The organism is Diplocloster agilis (genome assembly GCF_019042275.1).
GTDB lineage: Bacteria > Bacillota > Clostridia > Lachnospirales > Lachnospiraceae > Diplocloster > Diplocloster agilis.
Genome location: NZ_JAHQCW010000001.1, coordinates 131,357 through 151,441, shown reverse-complemented (window position 1 = coordinate 151,441; position 20,085 = coordinate 131,357). Strand labels below are relative to the sequence as shown.

Annotated in this window: 14 protein-coding genes; 12 read left to right on the top strand and 2 right to left on the bottom strand. The window is 49.4% G+C overall.

What is annotated here, in order from left to right; all coding sequences use genetic code 11:
- Positions 1–146 precede the first annotated feature (146 nt).
- Positions 147–1,514 (bottom strand): DUF4474 domain-containing protein, encoded by a 1,368-nt coding sequence (locus tag KTH89_RS00610; RefSeq protein ID WP_158343344.1) that lies wholly within the window; start codon positions 1,512–1,514, stop codon positions 147–149.
- A 215-nt stretch (positions 1,515–1,729) separates the two neighbouring features.
- Here KTH89_RS00610 and KTH89_RS00605 point away from each other — a divergent pair, with 215 nt between their 5' ends.
- From KTH89_RS00605 to KTH89_RS00560, 10 genes are all read left to right on the top strand, one after another.
- Positions 1,730–3,445, top strand: a complete 1,716-nt coding sequence (locus tag KTH89_RS00605) for a sensor histidine kinase (protein ID WP_238720242.1) — start codon at positions 1,730–1,732, stop codon at positions 3,443–3,445.
- Entirely contained in the window at positions 3,442–5,079 is a 1,638-nt protein-coding gene (locus KTH89_RS00600) for a response regulator transcription factor (RefSeq protein ID WP_238720241.1), read from the top strand. Before KTH89_RS00605 ends, KTH89_RS00600 begins: the two co-directional genes overlap by 4 nt.
- Positions 5,080–5,168: 89 nt before the next feature.
- Positions 5,169–6,506 (top strand): ABC transporter substrate-binding protein, encoded by a 1,338-nt coding sequence (locus tag KTH89_RS00595; protein WP_238720240.1) that lies wholly within the window; start codon positions 5,169–5,171, stop codon positions 6,504–6,506.
- A gap of 71 nt (positions 6,507–6,577) precedes the next feature.
- Positions 6,578–7,450, top strand: a complete 873-nt coding sequence (locus KTH89_RS00590; protein ID WP_158343334.1) for a carbohydrate ABC transporter permease — start codon at positions 6,578–6,580, stop codon at positions 7,448–7,450.
- 11 nt (positions 7,451–7,461) lie between these two features.
- Positions 7,462–8,286: a carbohydrate ABC transporter permease gene (locus KTH89_RS00585; protein WP_158343332.1), complete on the top strand. Its 825-nt coding sequence runs from the start codon at positions 7,462–7,464 to the stop codon at positions 8,284–8,286.
- Between the two features lie 49 nt (positions 8,287–8,335).
- Positions 8,336–11,014, top strand: coding sequence for a glycosyl hydrolase 2 galactose-binding domain-containing protein (locus KTH89_RS00580; RefSeq protein WP_238720239.1), 2,679 nt, complete (start codon positions 8,336–8,338; stop codon positions 11,012–11,014).
- Positions 11,011–13,221 (top strand): glycosyl hydrolase family 65 protein, encoded by a 2,211-nt coding sequence (locus KTH89_RS00575; RefSeq protein WP_238720238.1) that lies wholly within the window; start codon positions 11,011–11,013, stop codon positions 13,219–13,221. The genes KTH89_RS00580 and KTH89_RS00575 overlap by 4 nt, the downstream gene beginning before the upstream one ends.
- Positions 13,222–14,292, top strand: coding sequence for a glycoside hydrolase family 172 protein (locus KTH89_RS00570; RefSeq protein ID WP_238720237.1), 1,071 nt, complete (start codon positions 13,222–13,224; stop codon positions 14,290–14,292).
- Positions 14,293–14,301: 9 nt separating this feature from the next.
- Positions 14,302–14,952, top strand: a complete 651-nt coding sequence (gene pgmB, locus KTH89_RS00565; protein ID WP_238720236.1) for a beta-phosphoglucomutase — start codon at positions 14,302–14,304, stop codon at positions 14,950–14,952.
- Complete coding sequence (locus tag KTH89_RS00560) at positions 14,943–16,139, top strand: MFS transporter (RefSeq protein ID WP_158343322.1); 1,197 nt, start codon at positions 14,943–14,945, stop codon at positions 16,137–16,139. Before pgmB ends, KTH89_RS00560 begins: the two co-directional genes overlap by 10 nt.
- Before the next feature lie 135 nt (positions 16,140–16,274).
- On the opposite strand, the gene KTH89_RS00555 is transcribed toward KTH89_RS00560, so the two are convergent.
- Complete coding sequence (locus KTH89_RS00555) at positions 16,275–16,367, bottom strand: putative holin-like toxin (protein ID WP_238720235.1); 93 nt, start codon at positions 16,365–16,367, stop codon at positions 16,275–16,277.
- Positions 16,368–17,046: 679 nt separating this feature from the next.
- Here KTH89_RS00555 and KTH89_RS00550 point away from each other — a divergent pair.
- Both KTH89_RS00550 and KTH89_RS00545 read left to right on the top strand, forming a co-directional pair.
- Positions 17,047–18,399, top strand: coding sequence for a substrate-binding domain-containing protein (locus KTH89_RS00550; protein ID WP_238720234.1), 1,353 nt, complete (start codon positions 17,047–17,049; stop codon positions 18,397–18,399).
- Between the two features lie 79 nt (positions 18,400–18,478).
- Positions 18,479–20,056 (top strand): sugar ABC transporter ATP-binding protein, encoded by a 1,578-nt coding sequence (locus KTH89_RS00545; protein ID WP_238720233.1) that lies wholly within the window; start codon positions 18,479–18,481, stop codon positions 20,054–20,056.
- The last annotated feature ends 29 nt before the right edge of the window (positions 20,057–20,085 follow it).

The window sequence follows — 20,085 nt, the reverse complement described above, 5'->3', positions numbered from 1 at the left end:
ATAAAAGAAACTAAGAACCCAGGGGTATTGCAGAACGCAGCGAAGATTCAGTAATGCGGTAGAGAGTATTCTATACAAATTATGAGGAATTATTAGATAGGGGAGGTGTGATTTACAAAAATCACACCTCCCCTATGTCATACTTTCTATTCAATATCAGTTTTTTCAGCGTCCTGCGGACCTGTCATTAAGATTTCGCGGACATGATCCTCATGAGCGTATTCCGATGCATAATGGAAAGCTTGGTCGCCGGAGTGACAAAGATCAGAATGACTCCGTCCGCACCGGGATTCTGCGGAATAATCCTGTTCCAACGAATTCACAGGCCTGGTGGGACACGATGACGTGTCCGGGAAGGAAGATACAGCCGGACAGGAAGGCATAGCCGGGCGCGACGGTTTGGGCGGACAACCAAGCAGAGGCAGGCAGGCGGACACCGGCGGACACGTAGGTTCAAGCGGACATGTCGGCATTGGCGGACACGGCGGCTTAGGCGGGCACGGAGGCGTCGGCGGACACGGAGGCTTAGGCGGACACGGAGGCACCGGCGGGTACGGCGGTTTAGGCGGTACCGGCGGCACGGGATGATGAGGATAGATGATATCCCGGATCCAGTCGAATGCCGCATAAACTCCTTTGGCATAGAGCGATTTCACAAACAGCTCATAGACTTCCGGCATGGCGTTTTTCAGATACTCCAGCTTATCCAGCGTGTCGCTGTATCTAGCGGTTGCTTTTTTGTACAATCTGCAATTGCTTTTATTCACTTTTTGTACGATACCGGCCTGGAGTTTATTCCGGGAGGCGGGCTGATCCGAATGGGGCTTGGTAAACCGGATATCCACCCGGTTTCCCCTAACCTTGTATTCCCTTCTCCGATAGCCGGTTTCGATGAGGCCGCCGACAAACGCGGCACACATTTTCGCATCGGGGAAACTGATCGAAGCGTCCATAGTCAGCGTCCGCAGCTTAGAAAATGTTCCCAGTTTAAAGGCTGTCAGCCACCAGTGCGTGGCCTCCCTTCGCAGCAGGACCCGCCCTTTCCTGCGCAGGACGAAGGAGAGAGGCAGAAATTCGCTGTCCTGGATGTTTTCATAAAAAGTACCCCGGAAACGGTCGGTGTCCAGGTCCTCAAGAGTGGTATTGTATATTCCGATTTCTGCGCCTGTGGTGATACCATATTGGCCTTTCCACAGCTCTATCAGCCATCGCTTTCCGCCGTAAGAAAATGTGATCGGTTCTGCATCGAAAATCATATTAAAAAAGGGCGCGCCTTCATCATACAACCGGCAGTATCCCACTTCCCGCTGCCAGCAGTCCATCCGGGAGTAAAAGTAGTCGTCCATGAGATGATAGGCAAACCCAGAATCTTTCAGATCGTTGTTTAACGCATTTTGCTGCTGGGCTTTGTCGGGATTGGGACGGAAGTGCCTGGTCCGTATCAGCCACACGATCCCCAGGATGAGGATGAGCGCCAGCAAAATACATGAAATTATAAGGATAACAGTTATCATAGAGCTCCTAACTTACTTTTTATTATATTGTATTAGGATCGTGGCGGCCTGTGATTAAATGTTATGAGATTCTTTTTTATTCCATAGGAATACACCTTGGTTATAGCGCGGTTATCAATCCACTCTATACGCATGGAAAGATTTTGTGTTATAATGTCGATAACTGTTCGGAAAGCAATTCGGAATAAAAATCCCCCCTTCAGAGGAAACTAAAAATGTATATAAAATTCAAATACAAAATAATGCTGATCCTCTGCGCGATCCTGGCCTTCGCCGTAACGATCACCTCCGCCATCTGGTACACGAATTCCAGATCTATGGTGGTGGAGACCATGTTCCAGTCCATGAATGTACTGCTGGATGAAAGAGCGAGGGAGCTTGAGAGCCTTTTGAAAAATATCAGCAGCCAGACCAGAACCCTTACCTATAATAACAGTACCGTAGACCGTTATATCCACAACCGCTGGGAAAATGAATACCTGAATAATCAGGCCCGGACTAAGCTGGATGAGAACATAAACAGTATCTATGTCAATAATACGGTGATCCAGTCCATCGCCATCGGGAATTTTAACGGCGACCTGGTCTACCGTGGGAATAGATTCGACTACGAATTCGTAAAAGAAAACAGGCTGGATGAAATACTTCCGCCGGATTCAGAGGATGTACTGGTATTTGCCCACGGAGATTCCGATTTTTCCCCGGATGACATCATGCTGTACCGGAATATCCTTTACTATGGAAAACGGATTGGCTTTTGCCTGGTCAATTTGAACCGGGCGGATATCAATGATATATTCGACGATGTATTCCCCGGTAACACGGCGATCCGGGTGCGTACCCGGGAGAATTCCTGTCTGTATACATCCTCCGGCTACGCGGCAGTGGAGGATAGCCCGGAGATGACCGCGCACTTTGATGATATCGAAAATGGCAGGGAAGAGAGCCACCGGATCATAAAAGACAAAGAGAACAGCGAGTGGCTGGCCATAAGCCAGCAGCTGTTTGGAAATGAAATCGCCATCACGATAGCGATTCCAATGGATAACCTGCTGTCCGATATACGGAGCAAATTTCAGAATATTTTCATTATTACCCTGCTGATGATGGGAATCATGCTCTGCGTCATCAGTATTCTCTCCAAGTGGATCAGCCGGAATGTGGATTCCCTGACCAGAGCCCTTCAAAACTTCAGCGGAGGTACACTGGACACGAAGGTGGAACTGAACAGCCGGGATGAGTTCGGGAAGGTGGCCGAGGCGTTCAACCTGATGACCGATGATATACGGCAGCTGATGGAAGACATCAAAACCAAAGAAAAAGAAAAGACGGCGCTGGAGATCCGCTCCCTCCAGGGACAGATCAACATGCATTTCCTCTTCAATACGTTAAATACCATCAAGAACCTGTGCTATGTACAGCGGGTAACCAATGTGGAGCGGCTGGTGAACGCGCTGATGGATCTGCTCCACGTGAGTATGGAGAACGGAAATGACTATGTAACCCTCCAGACTGAATTAGACTATATCAACGATTATCTGGAAATATATAAGTACAAATCGGTACTGCCCATTTCCTGTTATATGGATGTCGAACCGGGCCTGGAGAAGGCCAGGATTCTAAAATTTATGATCCAGCCTATTGTGGAAAATGCCATCATTCACGGGATTGAAGAAAATGATGACAGCGAAGAAGGGCTGATTTATATCAAGGCAGTCCGCATCAATGAGACCATTGAAATCGATGTGACGGATAACGGGCAGGGGTTTGATACCAGTAAGATTTCCACATTTAACGGTATCGGCCTGTCCAATACGGATCAGCGCATTAAGATTCATTTCGGGGATGAGTACGGCATAGAGGTGGAGAGCACCGTGGGAGTATCCACCGTAGTAAAGGTGAGGATCCCCTATAAGGAGTGGGAAGCGTGATAAATATTGTAATTGTGGATGATGATGTGCTGGCGCTGACGAAATTAAAAAGCCTGATCAATCTGAAAAATACGAAAGTTTCCGGTGAATATACCCAGCCGGAAGACGCCCTTTCCCACATCCGGAAACACAGAACGGATATCCTGCTGACGGATATGCGGATGCCCAAGATAGACGGGATTGAACTGATCCGTCAGGCCAGGGAGATAAATCCGGCGATACAGGTGGTAGCCATCAGCAGTTACAAGGATTTTGACTACGTAAAAGAAAGCTTCAAGGAGGGCAGCCTGGACTATATCCTGAAACACATGCTTACCGAGGAAACTTTGACCCATGCGTTGCTGCAGGCCTGCGAAAAGATCCGGGAAAGGCAGTCGGAGGAAAACAGGCAGGATTCCCTGGAGATCCTTAAGGAAAGCCGGGGAGCGCTGAGAAGTAAGATTTTTACCCAGCTGCTGCGGGGGGAGATGGGGGCAAAGGAAGCTGCGGATAAATTCCGAAGGCACGGGATTCCCTTTGACTTAAGCAGCGCTTCCATCCTGGTCTGCGAGATCGATGATTACCAGAAGGTGACAGAACGCTTTGGGGAAGAAGACAAGCGGATTTTTTTGAACGCCCTGTGGGATATTATGGACAAGGTGATCCAGAAGGCGCCGGAAAAGGAGATCCTGTCCATACAGGAAGGCCGTTATGCCATCATCCTGTCTTTTACGGATGTGAAGAGTCAGCTCTACATCCTGTCCCGAACCCAGGAATACGCAAAACGACTGAATGAAAATATAAGAAAAATGATGAATATCCAGGTTTCCGTCGGGATGGACAACAGCTGCAGTTCCATGGAGGATCTGGTCAGATCCTATCATAAGTGCCTGAAAATGCTGGAAAACAAATTTTTCGAGGGCAAAGGGCAGGTCTACAGCGGGTATGAACAGAATACCGGCGCAGCCAGAAAATTATCACGGAACACAGGCGGTTCCGTCGGAATCGATCGGGAGCAGTTCGTGAAAAAACTGACAGAAGCGGATGAAAGCTACCGGGAAGATCTGAACATTCTGTTTGAACATTATAAAGAAATAAAACTGCCGATACGGATCGTAGAACTGTCGATCGTGGAACTGCTGAATCTGGGGTATTCGGTCATAAAAGAGAGGCAGCTGGGAGAACCGGCGCCGGATAAGAGCTTTCCGGTTCTGTACCAGAAGATTAAGAAGACGGAGACCGTGGATGAGATCAGGGAAATCCTGATGGATTTCTATGACGGTATCGTGATGCAGACAGCGAGGCAGAGCCAGGAGCTGGATGAGAATTATTCCAAATATACGGCAAAGGCTGTCCGGTATATCCATCAGCACTATATGGAGCCCATATCCCAGCAGGACGTGGCCGGGGAGCTGGGGATACACTATGCATATCTGAGTAAAATCTTCCGGGAAGACACCGGCTGTAATTTTACGGAGTACCTGAACCGGATACGGATCGAAAAAGCAAAACAGCTCATCGCGGCTCAGGAATATAAAATTAAAGAGATCTATTCCATGGTGGGATACAATCAATACAACTACTTTTTTAAGGTATTCAAACAGCAGACCGGATGTACGCCTTCCGACTATGAAGAGCAGATATTAAAAAAGTAGTGTATTTATTAAAAAAATGGAGTCTGCATAGAGGCTCCGTTTTTTTATAATAAGATCATCAAGAACACATGAAGGGAAGGAATACAAGTATGAAAAACAGTTGGAATCGTCTGTCGGACAATCAGGGATACCGTAAAAGCTCAGCAGGAAGGTGGAAAAGGCTGACTGCCCTGGGAATGGGAGTTATGCTGTTAGCCGGAGCGCTGACAGGCTGCGGCAGCCCGAAGGAAGAGAAACAGCCGGATGCAGCAGGTGATACCGCGGTTCAGGAAACCGCAAAAGCCGGAGGAGAGAAAATACAGCTTCGGTATGCCACCGGTGATTCCGGTCCGGCCGTTACGGTACAGGAACAGATCGTGAAAGCATTTAACGAATCCCAGGATCAGATAGAGGTGAAGCTGGAGACCTACGGAACGGCGTTTGATCAGAAACTGGCGGCGGCCATCGGTTCCGACAATGCGCCTGACATTGTGAAAATGTGGAATTTCCCGGCTTACTATGAAAGCCTGGTTCCTCTGCAGGATAAGATCGACAGCCTGGAGGATAAGGACGACTTCTATGCAACCCTGTTCAACTACGCGGATATGAACGGAAATATCTACGGTATGCCCATCGGATTCTCCACCAGAGCGATTCATTATAACAAAGACCTGACCGATGCGGCGGGAGTTACCATAAACGAAGACTGGACGATGGAAGATCTGAAAGCGGCGGCAGCGGCCACGACAAAAGACGGAGTCACCGGTTTATACTTCTACTATAATCCGGATCCCTACGCGCTGGAATCCATACTCTGGTCCAACGGCGGAGAGTGGCTGAATGATTCCGGAGAGCCTGTGATTAACAGCGATGCCAACAAGGAGGCGCTTCAGTTCTTACACGATATGATTTACAAAGATAAAATAGCCTATACCGGAAACAGAAATGATGATTTCGGACAGGCGATGGGTTCCGGTAATTACGCATTCGGTGAGATGGGTAAGTGGTTCGTTTCAGCCATAAATGAGGCCGGAATCAACTTAGGCATCACCACGATGCCCAAGTTCGAGGGAGGAGAGAGTATGAGCGTGGTTCACGCATCCTTCCTGTCCGTGACCAACGGCTCCAAGAACCAGGACGCCGCCTGGGAATTCATCAAATACTACACCAATTATGAATCAGTAAAAACTCTGTGCGAAATCGAAATGCCGGTCCGCGAATCTGTCGCCAAAGACACCGGTTTACTGGATGACCCTCAAATGGCGCCGTTCTATACGATGCTGGAGCGCTCTGAAGCCAAGAGACCTTCCCTTGTAAAATCCGCTCAATGGCCGGAAGTTAACTCCGAGATTGATGCCGGACTGGAAGCGATCTTCGCTCAGGAAGACGCGGATGTAGCCGCGGTTCTGGATGAAGTACAGACCAAGGTGGAAGCCATTATCCAATAACGAAACTTGACAGAGGGTTGTCGTATCTAAGTCAGATACGGCAGCCCTTTTATAAAGGGGAAATTTATACTATGAAATTAAAAGGAAAGAAAAAAATAATACCATACCTGTTTATATCTCCGTGGATCGTGGGATTCCTGGTATTTACCCTGTTCCCGCTGGCCTTTTCCCTGTTCATGAGTCTGTTTGACTGGAAAATCACCGGGACCCGCGAGTTCATCGGAATCGCCAATTACCTGAAAATGTTTCAAGATTCAAATTTTTATCATTCCCTGGGCGTCACGTTCAAATACGCGGCCATGCTGGTACCTATCAATGTGGGCATAGCGCTCCTGCTGGCCGCCCTGCTCAATGTGATCAAAAAGGGAGCCGGATTCTTTAAAACGGTCTTCTACATTCCGACGATTATCTCCGGGGTGGCGCTGGCTCTCATCTGGTCCTGGATTCTGAAAGATAACGGAATTATGAACCAGCTGCTAAATGCGGTCGGGCTTCCGTCCGTGCCCTGGCTTCGAAGCCCGGATGCCGCCATGTGGGCGGTGGTGCTGACTACCATCTGGGCCCAGGGCTCCATGATGCTGGTATTTCTGACCGGTTTAAAGGAGATTCCGGTTTCGGTGACGGAGGCGGCCATGATTGACGGGGCCAGCGGATGGAAGAAGTTTACCAGAATTACGCTGCCGCTCATCAGTCCGACGATTGTCTACAACCTGATTATGGCCATCATCGCATCGTTCCAGCAGCTGACGGTGGTGATGAACCTGACGGCCGGCGGCCCCAGCAAATCCACCTACATATATTCCCTCTATGTATACGAGAACGCTTTTAAAAAATTTCAGCTGGGATACGCCGCGTCCAACGCCTGGGTAATGTTCCTGGTTGTGCTGGCTTTGACCGTGGCCGTACTGTTCATTTCTAAAAAATGGACGTACTACGAAGTATAGGGGGAGCGGATATGAAAACAAAAATAAAAAAAACAGGTGTCTATGTGGTATTGATTCTGCTGGCCGTCGCATTTTTATTCCCGCTAATCTGGGCTTTGCTGACGGCGGTCCGAAATCCGGCGGAACTGGGCCAGTATCCCATTCGTTTTATTCCATCGGAGTTCCATCTGGAAAATTTTAAAGAGGCCTGGAACGCCCAGCCATTTACCAGGTATCTTGTAAACTCTCTGATCGTGACCGTGCTGGCGGTGATCGGGATGACGCTTTCCAGCGCGCTGGTGGCCTATGGTTTCGCGCGATTTGATTTTAAAGGAAAAGGATTCTTCTTTATACTGATGCTGTCAACCATGATGATCCCGTGGGATGTTCTGGTGATTCCGCTCTATATGGAATACAATGCCTTCCATTGGCTGGATACGCTGAAGCCGTTGATCGTGCCGGCCTGGTTCGGGGGCGCGTTCTATATTTTCCTGATGAGGCAATTCCTGCGGGGGATTCCCAGGGACTTCGAAGAATCGGCGATCATAGACGGAGCGAATTACCGCCAGATCTTTACCAGGATCTTTCTTCCTCTGATGAAGCCGCAGCTGGCATTGTCCGCCATCATGTATATGATCGTGGTCTGGAATGATTATCTCGGGCCTCTGGTATACATCTCAGATTCTGAAAAATTTACGCTGCCCATCGGGTTATCACTCTTTAAGGGCGCATATACCACAGATTATACGTCCATCATGGCAATCACCGTTCTGATGACCTTGCCCACCATGATAGCGTTCTTCCTGGGACAGAAGCAGATACTGAACAGCAATGTATCGGCCGGTATCAAGGGATAGGCGGAAAGGCGGGCCGGAGGACGAGAAAAGGACAGACAGGAGGAGAAGTATGCAAACGATAGATTTAAACGGCGCATGGAGCGTGGAGTATGACAGTCAGGCTCAGGAAATTCAGATTCCGTGCGCGGTGGAAACCATAATGGAAAACAAGGATTTTTACGGTCCTTTTCTGTTTTGCAAAATTTTTACACTGAATAAGATAAGCCGGAAAAACACATATAGCCTGGTGTTTGAAGGGGTCAGCTATTACTGTGAAGTGATCCTGAACGGACAGAAGATCGGGGAACACGAGGGAGTCTGGGATTCTTTTACCATAGAGGCGGACCAGGCCGTTCAGCCTGGGGAAAACAGATTGGAAGTCCGGGTGATGAAGCCGGATTTTGACAAAAACAGTCCGTATTTTTTCCGGTCTGTTCTGTTTGGATTTATCCCGGATATTATGCTGCCCTTCGGAGGAATCTGGAAAGGGGTATCCCTTAAAGTGCGGGAATATGGCGCGATCCAAAAGCTGACGCCTATGTTTCGCATGGAGAACCGTGCGATCGAACTAGAGGCCAGTTTTAGCAAAGGACTGTATGAGGGGGCCGCAGCCGGAGCCGATCAATGGTCCGTAGAAGCGGTGGTGGAAAATCCGGATCACAGCAGGAGTACCGTCCGGCTGTCCTGCCGGAATAAACTGTCGATTCCGGTCGCGGATGTGAAACCCTGGTCGCCGGAACAGCCAAACGTGTACCGGTGTACGGTGACCTTATATTATAACGGTACGGCGTGCGACACACGGGTATTTACGGGAGGCTTCCGTAACATCCGCATCGAAGACGGGGAAATATTACTCAATGGGAACCCGTTTTATATGAGGGGAGCCCTGCACTGGGGATGCTATCCGGACCGGATGCTGCCGGTTCCCACATATGAGGAAGTGAAAAAAGAACTGCTGAGCCTGAAGGAGCTGGGGTTCAATACGGTGAAGCACTGTCTGTATTTCCCTCCGGATTATTACTACGAGCTTTGCGATGAACTGGGGATAGTGACCTGGCAGGAGCTGCCGCTATGGCTGCCTTTTGAAAATGAGTTTCTCACCGGCCGTATTTACCGTCAATATCCTAAGATGCTGGATTATTTTATGCAGTATCCCACCGTCACCATCGTAAGCCTTGGCTGTGAACTGGATGCGACGGTGCCGGATACCGCCCTGAACGACCTCTACCGGATGGTCAAAGAACGGGAAGCACAGATGATCCTCTGCGACAACAGCGGTTCCGCAGAATGCTTTGACGGAGCCTGCGGTGCAAAGTCAGATATCTATGATTATCATTTTTACCCGGAGCTGCCCGGGTTCAACGCGCTGCTGCATGAATTTACGGCCGGATATCGGGAAAAGAAGCCATGGCTTTTCGGGGAATATAACGATGCCGACACCTTCCGGCCGGTAGCCAAAACGAAGTATGCAGACGCCTGGTGGACGAATCCGGACGAGCGGAAGAACCTTCTGCGCAAAGTACATAAGGGCTTTGGCTCCGATCAGCCGGTATACCGCCAGAAGGAAATCCTGGAATCCTATGGCGTATGGGAGGAAATCGGCGGGCTTGAGGAACTGAGCAGAAGACAGATGCTGGATACCAGGAAATATCTGCTGGAGATGACCAGGAGCTTTCCGGAAATCAAAGGGTATAACATCACCACAATCCGCGATGTTCCGCTGACCACCTCCGGTATCTTTGACGATGAGGGAAATCCAAAATGCGAAGCCGGGCTGATGAAGCGTATCAACGGCGACGTGGTAATCTCCCTCCAAAAAGAGCTGGGCAGAGTCTGGAAAAACGGAGGCGACCGTTTTAAAAACACGGATCCGTTTAATTACTTTGCAGGCAGCAGTGTAAAAGGGCGGCTGGTGATCTCCAACCGCAGCGGACAAAAGCTGGAAGGATTTGTCCGGGTACGCTTAAGAAACGGGGATGAGCTGATACAGGAACAGGAAGAATGCTGCCGTGTCAATAGGGGCGAGACGGTGCAATTGTCGCAAATATCGGTCCGTCTTCCGGATCTTTTAAGTCCCATGCTCTATACGCTGGAGGCGGAGGTGTCCGGGGAGGATTTTTGCTATTCAAACAGCTGGGAAGTCTGGAGTTATCCCAGGGTGCAAAGTAACCGTGCCATTTATCTGCTGGATGATTCCGGCAGCTTTAACGGCATAGAATCCTTTTTTACAGTGGAGAGAATCAAAGATCTGCACAGTATCCATAAACTGAGCGCAGGGGACATACTGCTGACCACCCGGCAGGATGAGGAACTGACCGAAAGGCTCCCGGACGGGGTCCGTATGATCGTCTGTGTGAAAGGCGAAGGCAGCATACCGGTCCAATATGTCCCGTTTTACCGGGAAGGGGTGAAACGCATATTTTCACATCCGGTTACAGACCGGCTGAAGCATAAGGGATATGCCGCCCTTCAATTCTTTGGAATCTCGACAGACCATGCTTTTGACAAAAAGGAAATGGAACGTTACGCGGGGGCTTATAAAAGCCTGATCCGAAGATATGACGCCAGAAATTATACAGTTCAAGATTATCTGGTGGAGTATCAGAAAAACAATCGGCGTATCCTGGCTACCACGCTGCAGCTTGACGGCGGTCAGGGAAGCCAGCCGGCTGACTTTGCTTCTAATCCGCTGGCAGTTTGGCTTCTGCATTGTATGCTGGAATATTTGCGGGAAAGGGTATCAAAATGATGGTATTAAAGAGAAAGGGAAAATGGAGCCCTGAAAAGAATAAATATTATGAGGGCGCCTGGGCACAGGGAAACGGTTATATTCAGATGCGGGCTTCTTTTGAGGAGGATTTGTCGGGGGCTTCCCAGGATGAGCATTACTGGCGCCTGCCTGCGAATGTGACGCTGGAAGAAGCCAGGAATCCGGTCAGCAAATGGGGCGTTTATGTCCCGGGTATCTATGGAAAACATCCGATTTTAGGAGAGGAAATTGTAAATCTGCCTTATCCGATGGGAATACAGCTCTATCAGGACGAGGAACGGTTCGACATGGGGCTGTCAGACTATTCTGATTTTGCGGAATCCCTGAATTTGAAAAACGGAGTATTGACCAGACATTTCGTGTGGAATACGGCGGCCGGTTCACTGGAAGCTGAATATACAAGATACGCAAGTCTTCAGAATCAGCATTATATTGTCCAGAGAGCCGAGCTGACAGCCGGACAGGATATGGAAATCAGGGTGGAAAGCTTCGTGGATGCAGCGGTAACCACCAACGGATACAGTCATTTTACGGATACAAAGCTCTTTCACCAGGAGGGCTTATGGGCGGAGATCACGCTGGACAGCGGTCAGATGGTCTGTATGAAATGTTTCTGCAAATTTGAGGACGGAGATTATTATAAGGAAGAAAGCTCCCGTACGGAACAGAGACTGCGGGAGATTTGGAAGCTTCGTTTGAAAAAAGGCGAACCGTTTGTGTTTTACAAATACACGATTATCGCGACCAGTCTGGACTGGAAGGATGAAGCGGACGGGATGATCTTATCCGGCCCCTTTGGCGATCTGCTCCGTCTGCGGGAGCGGATGGTAACCCTTGAACTGGATGCGCAGCGGTTGACCCTTAAAGCCCATGAGGAGATCTGGGCAAAACGTTGGAGCGAATCGGATGTACAGATCGTAGGAGATAAACGGCTGCAGGATAGTCTGAGATTCAGTATCTATCACCTGCTCCGCGCTTTCCCCTGGTCATCCCAAGCGGCCATCGACGCCAAAGGTTTTGCGGGAGAAGCGTATTTTGGGCACTATTTCTGGGACACGGAAATTTATCTGCTGCCATTCTATCTGTACACCACACCCCAAAAAGCCCGGTCCCTGATCGAATTCCGTTACCGGATGCTGGAAGGAGCCAAAAAGAACGCCGCCCGGTATGGCTACCCCGGCGCCAGATATCCGTGGGAATGCTGCCAGTCAGGCCTGGAACAATGTTCGAACTGGCAGTACGGCGATATGGAAGTGCATGTAACCGCAGATGTGATTTATGGCCTGTGGCATTACTGCAAAGCGACAGGTGATACCGAATTCCTTCTGAACCAGGGATTGGAAATGATGGTGGAAACCGCCAGATACTGGTGCAGCAGGGTCGACTGGGCAGGAGATACCTGCCATCTGCTGGGAGTTATGGGCCCTGATGAATATCTGGCGTTTACCAATGACAATGCCTATACCAACTATATGGTAAAATTTGCGCTTAAACAGACCTTGGAAACTCTTAAAATCGCCGGTGGTGAGCGCAAGAACGAATTGGGCGTGACAGATCTGGAGATGGAGGAATTCCAAAAAGTACATGACCTGCTGGTATTTCCGTATGATGAGGATGCGCATTTTATCTGGCAGTGCCAGGATTTTGACCATTTCGCGGATGTGGAATTTGACAAAGTATGGAAGGACCGCAGCAAACCGTTCGGCCATTTTATTTCCCAGGAGAAGAATTACCGGAGCAAAGCTTTAAAACAGGCGGATACCCTGGGCTTATTCAGCTTGTTTCCGAATGCATTCGACCAGGAGACGAAAAAGAACTGCCTGGAATATTATGAGAAGATTACGACCCATGATTCCTCCCTTTCCTATGTGATTCACGCCCTGGTTCACGCCGGTGTGAAGGATGCGAAGCGCAGCTATGAGTTTTTACAGAAGAGTATGGAGATTGATCTTGCGCAGCGCGGGGCGGCCGAAGGGATTCATATTGCCAACGCGGGGGGCCTCTGGCAGGCTGTGGTCTGCGGCCTGGCGGGCTTTTCGGGGGTTGGAAAGGACGGACAGCCTGTGTTCCATCCGGCTCTGCCGGAACATATCCGGGCGATCCGATTCGGTCTTCGCCTGAACGGCGGACGGTATCAGGCAGAGGTAACGGCTGATCAGGTTACGGTAACGAAGGAGGTAGGATAAATGTTTGATCCATTGAACCGCATATACGAACTATCCGGGGCCAAATCCCGTTCCATCACGGCGGAGAATCCCACCGGAGAGAAAGGCAGGGGCGCCATGGCCCGGATCGCTGAAGGAGATATGACCCATCCGGCCAGAGAACTGGGAATGGGCTGGAAGGTGAGGCCCTATGTGGAGATAGAAGCAGGAGAAGTATACGAGATCGCGTCCATATCCGAAAGCGGTAAAATCACCCATATGTGGATGACCGCACATATGGAGAGCGTAAGATCTCTGATCCTCAGGATATACTGGGATGATGAGAAAGTCCCCTCTGTGGAAGTGCCGCTGGGTGATTTCTTCTGCAATGGCTGGTGTGAACGTGCGAATATCTCTTCCGCTCCGATCAGCGTGAATCCTGCGGGAGGATACAACTGTTACTTTCCCATGCCGTTTCGGCAGGGCGCCAGAATTACCATAGAAAACATAGGATCTGAAAAACGGATATTTTTCTATCAGATCGATTATCTGTTGGAGGCAGTGAGCGATAAGGCGGCATATTTTCATGCCTCTTACCGGCGGGAGAATCCGGTTCAGTATATGGTACCCTATACGATTATCGACGGGATACGCGGAAAAGGGCAGTATGTGGGAACTTATGCAGCCTGGCAGGTGAACAGCAACCGCTGGTGGGGCGAAGGGGAAGTGAAATTTTATCTGGATCACGATGCCGAATTCCCCACGATCTGCGGGACCGGCACGGAGGATTATTTCGGGGGCGCCTGGAACTTTGAACAGCCGGCGGGAGAGTATGGAAGCTTCAGTAACCTGTACCAGGGGCTGCCCCAGATCATAAAACCCGACGGCCTGTACCGGGCGAATACCAGGTTCGGCATGTACCGTTTTCATATTCCGGATCCCATTTATTTTGAAGAAGAGCTTCGTGTGACAATGCAGGCGCTGGGATGGACGAGCGAGAACCGGTTCCTGCCGCTGCAGGATGATATCGCCACAGTAGCTTACTGGTATCAGACGGAACCACATCAGGCTTACCGCCCGCTTCCGGACCGGAACGGGTTGGAAGTAAACTAGGAGGAGCACATGGAAATAAAAGCTTGTATCTTTGATCTGGACGGTGTGCTGTGCGACACGGCCAAATATCACTATCTGGCCTGGAAAAGGCTGGCCGGAGAACTGGGATTTTCTTTTACGGAAGCACAAAACGAAAGGCTTAAGGGTGTCAGCCGGATGGATTCCCTGGAGATTCTCCTGGAGATCGGTCATGTGAAATGTACGCAGAAGGCAAAGGAAGAGATGGCGGAGAAGAAAAACCGCTGGTATGTGGAATATATAAATAAAATGGACCAATCCGAGCTGCTTCCCGGCGTCCTGGATTTCCTGGAAGAGTGCAGGGAAAACGGACTGAGAACGGCGCTGGGTTCCGTGAGTAAAAATGCCGGTGTGATTCTGGAGCGGTTGAAATTGCAGGACTATCTGGACGCGGTGGTGGACGGTAGTCAGGTATCACAAGCCAAGCCGGACCCTGAGGTGTTTCTAAAAGGGGCGAAGAGACTGGGGACGGATCCTTCGGCCTGCGTAGTGTTTGAGGATGCGGCCGCGGGGATCGAGGCGGCCAGAAGGGCCGGGATGAAAAGCGTAGGGATTGGAGATCCGGGGATCTTATGCCAGGCGGATTATGTCATACCCGGTTTTGAGAAGTTTCATGCGGAGATGTTGGACCAATGGTTTTAGATAAAAAAAGCCCGCTGTTTTACTATAATGTGACCACCTTTTTATATTTTTGCATAGCGGGAATCGTCTCTACATTTTACTATCCGTTTCTCTCCCAAGCGGCAGGGCTTACCTTGGCGCAGGTGAGCCGGGTGACCGCCTTCGGAGCCGGTTTCTCCCTGGCGGCGCAGCCGCTTCTTAGCTACCTGTTCTCCAGGGCGCGCAATAAAAAAAGGTTTATGTTCGCCTATCTTATGTCTTTGTTCGGCTTGTGCGTCCTGTTTCTGGTGATACGGCCAGGCTTCATCTATTGGTTCGCGGCGGCCTATGGCTGCTTCGGAGTACCGCTGATCGGTACTTATGAAATATATATAGAAAAAATAGCGGATCAAAAGGGATACCCCTATGATAAGATTCGAAAATGGGGTTCGGTCGGGATGGGATGCCTGACTTTGGCGGGGGGAACGATCATCAGCTTGTTTTCTTTCCGGGGGCTTCATTTGCTGGCAATCCTCCTGCTGTCTGCCTGCGCTCTGATCATCTGGAAAAAATTCGAGGATGTGACAGAGAGTGAGCGGGCGGAGAAGATCCGGTTTGCGGATATTTTTAAGAACCGAAGAGTGAATGTGCTGTACCTGATGAGTTTTTTAGGAATAGGCAGCTATGTGGGATGCGATTTCGCATTTTCCTCCTATCTGACCGGGATCACAGGGAATCTGCTGTTGTCCAACCAATTGTTCAGCCTCAGCACAGGACTCAAAATTTTTTCTGAATTCCTGTGTTTTATTGCCATCGGGAAGTTTTTCAGGAATTATGATGTGAAAAAGTCATTTCTGCTGGTATTCGTGTTCTCAGGACTCAGATTCCTATGCATTTCTACCGGGATCATACCCGTCGTAATCCTGGGAGATCTGCTGCACGGTATTGTGTTTCCGCTGTTTTTGACCGTCATTTTTCAATATCTGCATCTGCTGGCCGAGGACAGGCTGGTCTCGAGCTGCTATGGGATCGTCTCCATGCTGATGTTCGGTTTTTCCAATTTTATCTTTCCGCCGCTCTTTTCAGCAATACAGGAATCCTTAGGGTATGCGATGATCTATCGGGTGAATGTGGGGTTCGCGCTGACTACGATAGTGATTGGATGGATATTCCTTCCGTCGGCCAAACGGCCTGGATTCTCTCCGGAAGTTTCGGAGGAAATATATTAGAAAATGACGTTTACAAAAAATAATTCTTGTGTTATATTGAAAATATAAAGGAGCAATCGCCCACAGTGGTGGTTAGCCTTCTCGGTTGATAAAATACCTACCTGTACGGGCTAAGTGACAAGGTAGGTATTTTTGTTAGCGCTTATGCTTCCTATCTATGTAGGTAAGCAGCGTGATGAGCAGTACACCAAAAGCGATCATTAACGATATGGCTTCATATGTAGTCATGCACACCACCTCCCCTCTGTTGAATGAGGGAAGGCTAACCTCCTTGTACGCGGTTGCTCCGTATTAAAATAGTACCATATCAGGGTGAGAAGAACAATCACCAGACCCAGTAGAAAATGAGCGTTTTTTAAGTGCCTGTATTTGTGGAAATATGCTGAATATGCATGTGTATTTACATTGTGTATTTTGCCTTTTATGGATTGTAATTAAATGTTCGGAGTGAGTGAGCTGTTTATAACGGTGATTTGTTATAAGCAGCTTTTTTTACTGTAATGTTAACCTTTGAAATATACCGTGGGCGGAATATTCCTGATGGCGTGCCTGAATACCGGCAGCTATGCGGAGGAGATTATGTTAGGTGATGGAGTAACGCGAGGAAGGTGCCTGTCCCCGGTTGTTGGTTTGCAGTTTAAACCAACTACCGGGGACAGGCACCTTCCTCGCGTTACCCTTCCGTCTGCTTGGTCGCCGTCCGGAATGAGCCAGTCCCCTTTCTGCAACCTTTTTGCACCCTTTTCGAGAAAATCAAAAAATGTTACACCTTTTGGGAAAAGACAGATAAATGGTCGGGTTACGAATCCTTACGGCTTAGGATAAAATACAATTGCAGACAAGGAAACGATGCAGGTACCGCATCAGGAAAGTGTAACAGACGATAGGATGAATTAGGAGGAAGGTTATGTTAAAAAGAACAAAAAAGATACTGGCCCTGGGATTAAGCTGCATGATGATGATCGCTTCGGCTGCGGGCTGCGGCTCCACGCAAAGCCAGCCGGCAGACCAGCCGGCTGCGCAAACAGCAGAAACACAGCAGAATCCGTCTGCGGAACCCACCGGTCAGAATGAAACGAAGGATTCTGCAGAAGAAGGGCTTCACAAGCTTACTCAGCAGGATATTTTGGACATTTACGATCCGGTGGTCAAAGCGGAATATAAGGATGACAGCATGTCTGAAGCGGTAAAATCAGGCACCGGAGCGGATTTGGAACTGACAGAAGAGGAAAAAGACAAGATACGTTCCATGAATTTAAAAATCGCACTGGAGCAGGATCATCTGGATGATTCGATGAAACTGATCCAGCAGGCATTCCGGGATCAGTGTGAGGATCTGAATATCGAACTCTCAGATATTTGGGTAGCTACCGCTCAGGACGGTGCATCACAGATGGAGGACTATCAGAGGATCGAAGCGATTGCCCAGGACTACGATGCTATTTTCACGTGTCCTTCCGATGCGGCGATGGAGACGGAAATCCTGAAAAAGATTATGAAGAAGACGAAGCTTGGGTGTATGCTTGCCGTACCCTTTGACCTGGACTGGAACGATCCGAACTTTATCGGAATCACCGATATCGATGCGTATCAGGCAGGCATCTATTCGGCGGAAGCGGCGGTGAAGATCTTAAACGGGCAGGGTAAGATCGGGACCATTGGCTACATAAACGGCAAAAACGGCACAATCAACACCTGTTACCAGAGGTACAAAGGCTGGGATGATGTGCTGGCCAAGTATCCGGATGTGGAAGTAGTCGATGAGTGGTATGATGATCCGGCAGAATCCAAATCCGTAATCACCGGGCTGCTGGCTTCGAATCCGGATATCAAGGTGCTGCTGATCGACTGGGCGAATCCGCCGGCTGACAATGCGCAGACCGCTTTCAAGGAACTGGGCTATGAGGCGTGGAAGGATATTTCCATGGTGACGATAGACATCGATAATACGATCACGATACCGATGGCGACCGACGGGCCGGATAACAACTACACCGGGGCCTTTGTGGCACAGACCTGGTATACGGCCGGAGCGAACCTGGTGAAGATGTACTGTAAGAATCTGCTGGCAGAGGAAACAGGAGAAGCATATCCGAAGTTCGTGGTCAGCTCGCCCCTTCCGGTTACGGTATATGAAAATCTAAAGACGAATTTCACCTACTGTGTTCCGGAAAGCGTGACGGAGATTCCGGTTCCGGCAGAAATCGATGCGCTGGAGAACCAATGGGATCTGGGTGTAGAGGATATCTGGAGTAAATAATCAAAATCCCGCGGGCCGCTGTACATAAGAAACCCTTCAGCGCGGCCTGCGGGCAGAAGGGAGGGACGGCATAGATCCTATGGACAGTATAAACAACATAGAAGGCAGAGAGAGCATGGGCGGTATAGAAAGTGAAGAAGCTACGGACCGCACAGACCGCCAAGCGGACATGGAATTGGTCCGTGTGGAAAATATTAGAAAAACATTTGGCGAGACGGAGGTCCTTCACGGTGTCTCCCTCTGTCTGCACAGTGGGGAGATAATGGGGCTGGCCGGACATAACGGGGCCGGCAAGAGTGTCCTGATCAAGATTATGGGGGGCATCCATAAGCCGACGGAAGGAAAAATATTTTATGAAGGCAGGGAAGTCAGACTTCAATCGACTAAGGAGGCCTGCCAGGCGGGATTTTTTATCGTACCCCAGGAATTGAATTTGGCTCGTCAGCTTTCCGTGGCGGAAAACATTTTTATCGGACGAAAGGAATTCGTGAAAAAGAAAGGCCTGGTGAACAGACGCTTCATTCATTCCGAATCAAAACGGCTGTTAAAAGAGTACTTTGATATTGACATTGACCCGTCCATGCCGGTGGGCGACATCGATACGGTAATGCAGCGCCTGGTGCAGGTCGTACGCTGCCTTAACGGCGGGGCTAAAGTGATTGTATTTGATGAGACCACGGCGGGGCTTGCAAGGCATGAGCGGGATATTTTGTTCCGGCATATGAAAATACTGGCACAAAAAGGCCTGGGTATTATTTTTATTTCCCATATGATACCCGAAATGCTGGAAATCTGTGATACGGTAACCGCCTTGCGGGGCGGGGAACTGGTCGGCACCCAGCCGATCGAAAACCTGAACCATAATAAAATCGTGGAAATGATTGTAGGGCAGGAATTTGTAAACAGCAATTTTAAGAAACAGAAACCGGGAGAAGAGGTTCTTCTGTCGGTAAAAGACCTGCACTCTGATAACGGGGTGCTGGACCATATCAGCTTCGATGTTAAAAAAGGTGAAATCCTTGGGGTATACGGCCTCCGGAACCAGGGACAGAATCTCATGCTGGATATGATATACGGGGCATATAAAAGAGGCAGCGCGCTAATTGAAATCGACGGCAGGAAAGTACAGATCCGGACGCCGGGCCAGGCGGTGGCAAATGGCCTTACCCTGTTGCCGGAACGGGGGCCCAGAACAGTATTTTATGAGAAATCCATTGTGGAAAACCTGGCGGTACAGTTTACAAACGTGAAAAGCAGAAGCCGCTTTGTGAATAAAAAAGCGGAATTGCGGCTTGCGGAGGATGCGGTCAAAAAATTCCATGTCCGGGGACACAGCTCTCTGAACAAGAAGCTGACCAGTTTAAGCGGCGGTAATATGCAAAAGGTACTGATCGCCAGAAGCATGCTGGTCGAACCGGAGGTTTTAATGTTCGTAGAACCTACCCAGGGAATTGATATCGGCGCGAAGGAAGAGGTAAAGTCCCTGCTGTTAGAGGCGGCGAAGCAGGGAAAAGGAGTCATCATCATTACGGCGGAGATCGACGATATTATCGACATCTGCAACCGGGCGGTGATTATTAAGGAAGGCCGGATCAAAGCGGTTATCGAAGCGGCGGAAGAAAACAGGGAACGCATTATAGAAGAGAGCACGAAATAACAGGCATGAAGAAGCAGGAATGAAAAGAT

Excerpts from the sequence above, each read along its gene's own strand:
- KTH89_RS00610 (WP_158343344.1), bottom strand. The coding sequence starts at position 1,514 with ATGATAACTGTTATCCTTATAATTTCATGTATTTTGCTGGCGCTCATC.
- KTH89_RS00605 (WP_238720242.1), top strand. The coding sequence starts at position 1,730 with ATGTATATAAAATTCAAATACAAAATAATGCTGATCCTCTGCGCGATC.
- KTH89_RS00595 (WP_238720240.1), top strand. The coding sequence starts at position 5,169 with ATGAAAAACAGTTGGAATCGTCTGTCGGACAATCAGGGATACCGTAAA.
- KTH89_RS00590 (WP_158343334.1), top strand. The coding sequence starts at position 6,578 with ATGAAATTAAAAGGAAAGAAAAAAATAATACCATACCTGTTTATATCT.
- KTH89_RS00585 (WP_158343332.1), top strand. The coding sequence starts at position 7,462 with ATGAAAACAAAAATAAAAAAAACAGGTGTCTATGTGGTATTGATTCTG.
- KTH89_RS00580 (WP_238720239.1), top strand. The coding sequence starts at position 8,336 with ATGCAAACGATAGATTTAAACGGCGCATGGAGCGTGGAGTATGACAGT.
- KTH89_RS00575 (WP_238720238.1), top strand. The coding sequence starts at position 11,011 with ATGATGGTATTAAAGAGAAAGGGAAAATGGAGCCCTGAAAAGAATAAA.
- KTH89_RS00570 (WP_238720237.1), top strand. The coding sequence starts at position 13,222 with ATGTTTGATCCATTGAACCGCATATACGAACTATCCGGGGCCAAATCC.
- pgmB (WP_238720236.1), top strand. The coding sequence starts at position 14,302 with ATGGAAATAAAAGCTTGTATCTTTGATCTGGACGGTGTGCTGTGCGAC.
- KTH89_RS00560 (WP_158343322.1), top strand. The coding sequence starts at position 14,943 with ATGGTTTTAGATAAAAAAAGCCCGCTGTTTTACTATAATGTGACCACC.
- KTH89_RS00555 (WP_238720235.1), bottom strand. The coding sequence starts at position 16,367 with ATGACTACATATGAAGCCATATCGTTAATGATCGCTTTTGGTGTACTG.
- KTH89_RS00550 (WP_238720234.1), top strand. The coding sequence starts at position 17,047 with ATGTTAAAAAGAACAAAAAAGATACTGGCCCTGGGATTAAGCTGCATG.
- KTH89_RS00545 (WP_238720233.1), top strand. The coding sequence starts at position 18,479 with ATGGACAGTATAAACAACATAGAAGGCAGAGAGAGCATGGGCGGTATA.